The 3,592-nt window shown below is 67.3% G+C and carries 4 protein-coding genes; 2 read left to right on the top strand and 2 right to left on the bottom strand.

Annotated elements, in window-relative coordinates:
- The first annotated feature begins 3 nt into the window (after positions 1–3).
- Positions 4–831, top strand: a complete 828-nt coding sequence (locus Q0937_RS17865) for a C40 family peptidase (protein WP_299306357.1) — start codon at positions 4–6, stop codon at positions 829–831.
- Between the two features lie 98 nt (positions 832–929).
- Here Q0937_RS17865 and Q0937_RS17860 read toward each other — a convergent pair whose 3' ends face one another.
- Together Q0937_RS17860 and Q0937_RS17855 are read right to left on the bottom strand one after the other, a co-directional pair.
- Positions 930–1,862 carry a cation diffusion facilitator family transporter gene (locus Q0937_RS17860; protein ID WP_299306355.1) on the bottom strand — a complete coding sequence of 311 codons (933 nt, stop codon included), beginning with the start codon at positions 1,860–1,862 and terminating at the stop codon, positions 930–932.
- Positions 1,862–2,236: a helix-turn-helix transcriptional regulator gene (locus tag Q0937_RS17855; RefSeq protein WP_249737051.1), complete on the bottom strand. Its 375-nt coding sequence runs from the start codon at positions 2,234–2,236 to the stop codon at positions 1,862–1,864. The genes Q0937_RS17860 and Q0937_RS17855 overlap by 1 nt, the downstream gene beginning before the upstream one ends.
- A 166-nt stretch (positions 2,237–2,402) precedes the next feature.
- Here Q0937_RS17855 and Q0937_RS17850 point away from each other — a divergent pair, with 166 nt between their 5' ends.
- Positions 2,403–3,068: a copper resistance CopC family protein gene (locus Q0937_RS17850; protein ID WP_087484029.1), complete on the top strand. Its 666-nt coding sequence runs from the start codon at positions 2,403–2,405 to the stop codon at positions 3,066–3,068.
- Positions 3,069–3,592 lie beyond the last annotated feature (524 nt).

The following is a 3,592-nucleotide window of genomic DNA, read 5'->3' as shown; positions in this document are numbered from 1 at the left end:
TTCATGGCCACGAGCAATTCCCATCGCGCGGCCGGCCGCGCAGTCACCCCCCTTCGCCACAGCGGACGCGCCCTGCGCGGCACCGGCGGCGCCGCCGTCCTCGGCACCGTGCTCCTCGGCTCCGCCTTCGCCGGTGGTGCGGCCCAGGCAGCACCCGCAGCTCCCGCGACCGTGCCCTCCGCGGTCACGCAGGCCGTCGCGCCCGCTGCTCCGGCACCGGCGCAGGCTCTGGACTCCTCCAAGAAGCTTCGCTGGGGATCCCAGGGGGCCTCGGTCGAGCAGCTCCAGTCCGCGCTGAACGATGAGGGTTCCTCACTTGCCGTCGACGGAAAGTTCGGCCCGCGCACCCATGGCGCGGTGAAGGACTACCAGCAGGCCAACGGTCTGCAGGTCGATGGCGTGGTGGGCCCTGAGACGCGCGGCTCCCTGAACGGTTCGGCCCCCGGTGTCGGCGGGGGTGGTGCGTCGGTTCCTGCGCCCGCATCCTCCTCCAGCAGCACCGGGCAGGCGATCGTCGACGCCGCACGGACCCAGATGGGTGCCGCGTACTCCTGGGGCTCGAGCAACCCGGGCGTGAGCTTCGACTGCTCCGGCCTGACCCAGTACGCCTACAAGCAGGTCGGCATCGACCTTCCGCGCACCTCCGGCCAGCAGGTCGACGCCGGCAACCAGATCTCCAAGTCTGAGGCCCAGCCCGGCGACCTCGTCGTATGGCCCGGCCACATGGGCATCTACGCCGGCGGCGACAAGGTCGTCGATGCAGGCCGCTCCCCCGGCGCCGTCACCGAGCGCACCATCTGGGGCAACCCCACCTTCGTCTCCTTCCGCTGAGCCCAGCGACTACCGCGGCGCGCACCCCACCATCGAGTGGGGTGCGCGCCGTTTTGTCACTCTCCCCTGCGGTCAGGAGGTGTTCGGATCCGTGGGCGTTACGTGTGCAGGGGACGTTCGGATTCACCTCGATGCACGGACGGGCTCTCCAGTTGGATCGTGGCGTGCTCGAACGCTATCGGGAAGTGCGTCCTGACGCAGACATGGACCTCTTCGAGGATCTGCAGTGCGTGGGCCGATTCGAAGCACTCCTCCCCGACGACGACGTGCGCCGAGAAGATCGGCAGATTGCTCCCGATCGCAGAGGCGTGCAGGTCGTGGACGTCCTGGACGTGGTCGAGCGCAAGGATGTGCTCTCGCACCTGATCGAGGTCCACACCCTTCGGGGTGTACTCCATGAGAATCCGCAGCGTCTCGGCCATGATGCGGAACGCGCGGGGCACGATCAGCGCGGCGATGAACAAACCGGCCAGTGCATCGGCCTGCTGGAACCCGGTCACCTGGATCACGATCGCGGCCGTGATCACGCCGAGCGAACCGAGAGCGTCATTGAGCACCTCGAGGAACGCGGCACGCATGTTCAGGCTCGAATCCTTGCCTCCGGCCAGGATGAGGATCGCGGCGATGTTCGCGACCAGCCCGATCACGCCGAAGAGGAGCAGCTCACCCGAAGCGATCTCTGGGGGGTCCGTCAGTCGCGAGATGCCCTCGACGGCGGTGTAGGTGCCGACCACGATCAGGAGCGTGGCCTGGGCCAAGGCTGCCAGTACCTCGATGCGAGCGAATCCCCAGGTCTTACTGCTGCTGGCCGGGCGCAACATCATGGTCGCCGCAATCAACGCGACCAGCAGACCGGAGGCGTCGACAAGGGCATGCGCCGTGTCCGTGAGCAGAGCAAGACTGCCGGTGACGACGCTCCCGATCGCTTGCGCGAGCACGATGACGGAGGTGATGGCGAAGGCGATGGCGAGTCGCGTCCGGGCCGTGCTCGATCCGCTACCGCCGTGCGAATGGTCGTGTCCTGAGCTCATCAAAGGCCCCCGTCCTCGAGGTTCTCGTGATCGCGGTGGTTCTTCAGGGACAGGGTGGTCCCGGAGGTGTCGAGCAGGTCGTCAGCCGCCTCGAGTAGGTCGCTCAGTCGGGGCAGATCGGTGAGAGCGAACCACGATGCGCGGCCTTCAGTGCGCGCGGTGACCAGACCACAGTCGCGCAGGCACGAGAGATGCTTGCTGACGGTCGACTGGGCAAGGTGCATGTGTTCGACAAGGTCGCGAACTCGATGCTCACCGGTCGAGAGGTGCTGGAGGAGAGCCAAGCGTGTGGGTTCGGCGAGAGCATGGAAGAGCGCGGCATGACTGTCTGCCACCTCGAACTGCGGCTCGGCCGGGATCGCATCAATCGTCATATGGCGATGATATCGTCGTGTGGGGTTCTGTAAAGGGGTGGGACTGGACGAGTCGATCCTGGGAGATGAGCGAAGGGGTCGCTGGTGGTACGTCGCTACACTCGATGCGCCCCGGTCATGGGGACAAACCGGCCCGCACGAGGGGTCACCCGAGGAGGAGACGTTCATGACGGCGGACACGACGGCTGCTCGCGGAACCACCGGGACGGCGGTGCGGATCATGCTGGCCAGCCTGTTCGGGCTGCTCGCCGCCGTACTGATGCCACTGGTGGTGCCCGCATTGTTGCCCGCGGCGTCGGCGCACGACACCTTGACCTCTTCGAACCCGGCAGCAGGCGAAAGCCTCGAGCAGGCTCCCGAGGCGCTCGAGCTCACCTACAGCGATGAGGTTCTCAACCTCTCTCCGGCCGTGCGACTGACCACCTCCGCCGGCGAGGAGATCTTCACCGAGACACCCGCCGTGTCCGGCAACACGGCCACGATCGACCTGCCGCCGCTGCCCGCCGATGACTATCAGGTCTTGTGGCGTGTCGTCTCCTCGGACGGCCACCCGATCGAAGGCACGGTCGACTTCACCGTCACAGTCGGTGCCGAGCCCACGGCCACAGCGGACTCCGAATCGGAGGAGCCGAAGGAGAGCGAGGAGCCGACCGCCGGGACGGACGAACCGAGCACGGAAGACACCGCTGCCGAACCGGCAGAGGCTCAACAGAGCGAGGGCGGCCTTCCTCTCGGTATGATCCTCGGCGGCCTCGCTCTGCTCCTACTGCTCGCCGCGATCGGTGCGATCATCGTCCGCCTGCGCCGCAGCCCCGGTGACAACACCGACTGACCATCACGAACCCGATCAGGACAACGCATCACGGCACGCCGCGGCGAGCAACAGAACCCGGCTCAGTACCGCGCTGAGGCGGAACGACCTACGGAGAGTCCTTCGCTGCTCCGTCGCGATCGCGAGATGACCGCGCCGTGCAGGACTGCCAGCGTCAGAACCAGCGCAAGCAGGACCCGGCCACCAAGCCTTTGATCTCCGAACGCATCGGGGCCCCAGGTCCGCCCCATGACTGCGAACCAGTCGGGCTCCACGACCGGGAGCGCCAGCACCAGCAGAAGCGCCAGCCCAGCAAGAAAGCCGGCCCCCACAACCAGGGCCACCCAGCGCTCCCGCCCAGCGACCATGCCACCACCCAGCGCCCTACCCTGGAATGGCAGCGCCACAGCAGCACCGGCCACCACAGCGGCAGTAAGCACGACCAGTCGGCCGGGCGCGGTATGCAACGGGACTGCCGCACGAACAGGTGACAGTTGGGGTGTCAGGCCGCGAGGCTCACGGCCGGGTTCATGATGGTCTCGTAT

The organism is uncultured Brachybacterium sp. (genome assembly GCF_947500705.1).
Taxonomy (GTDB): Bacteria; Actinomycetota; Actinomycetes; order Actinomycetales; family Dermabacteraceae; genus Brachybacterium.
Note: the sequence above shows the minus strand (reverse complement) of the source record. Positions and strands in the feature narration are given on the sequence as shown.

Excerpts from the sequence above, each read along its gene's own strand:
- Q0937_RS17865 (WP_299306357.1), top strand. The coding sequence starts at position 4 with ATGGCCACGAGCAATTCCCATCGCGCGGCCGGCCGCGCAGTCACCCCC.
- Q0937_RS17860 (WP_299306355.1), bottom strand. The coding sequence starts at position 1,862 with ATGAGCTCAGGACACGACCATTCGCACGGCGGTAGCGGATCGAGCACG.
- Q0937_RS17855 (WP_249737051.1), bottom strand. The coding sequence starts at position 2,236 with ATGACGATTGATGCGATCCCGGCCGAGCCGCAGTTCGAGGTGGCAGAC.
- Q0937_RS17850 (WP_087484029.1), top strand. The coding sequence starts at position 2,403 with ATGACGGCGGACACGACGGCTGCTCGCGGAACCACCGGGACGGCGGTG.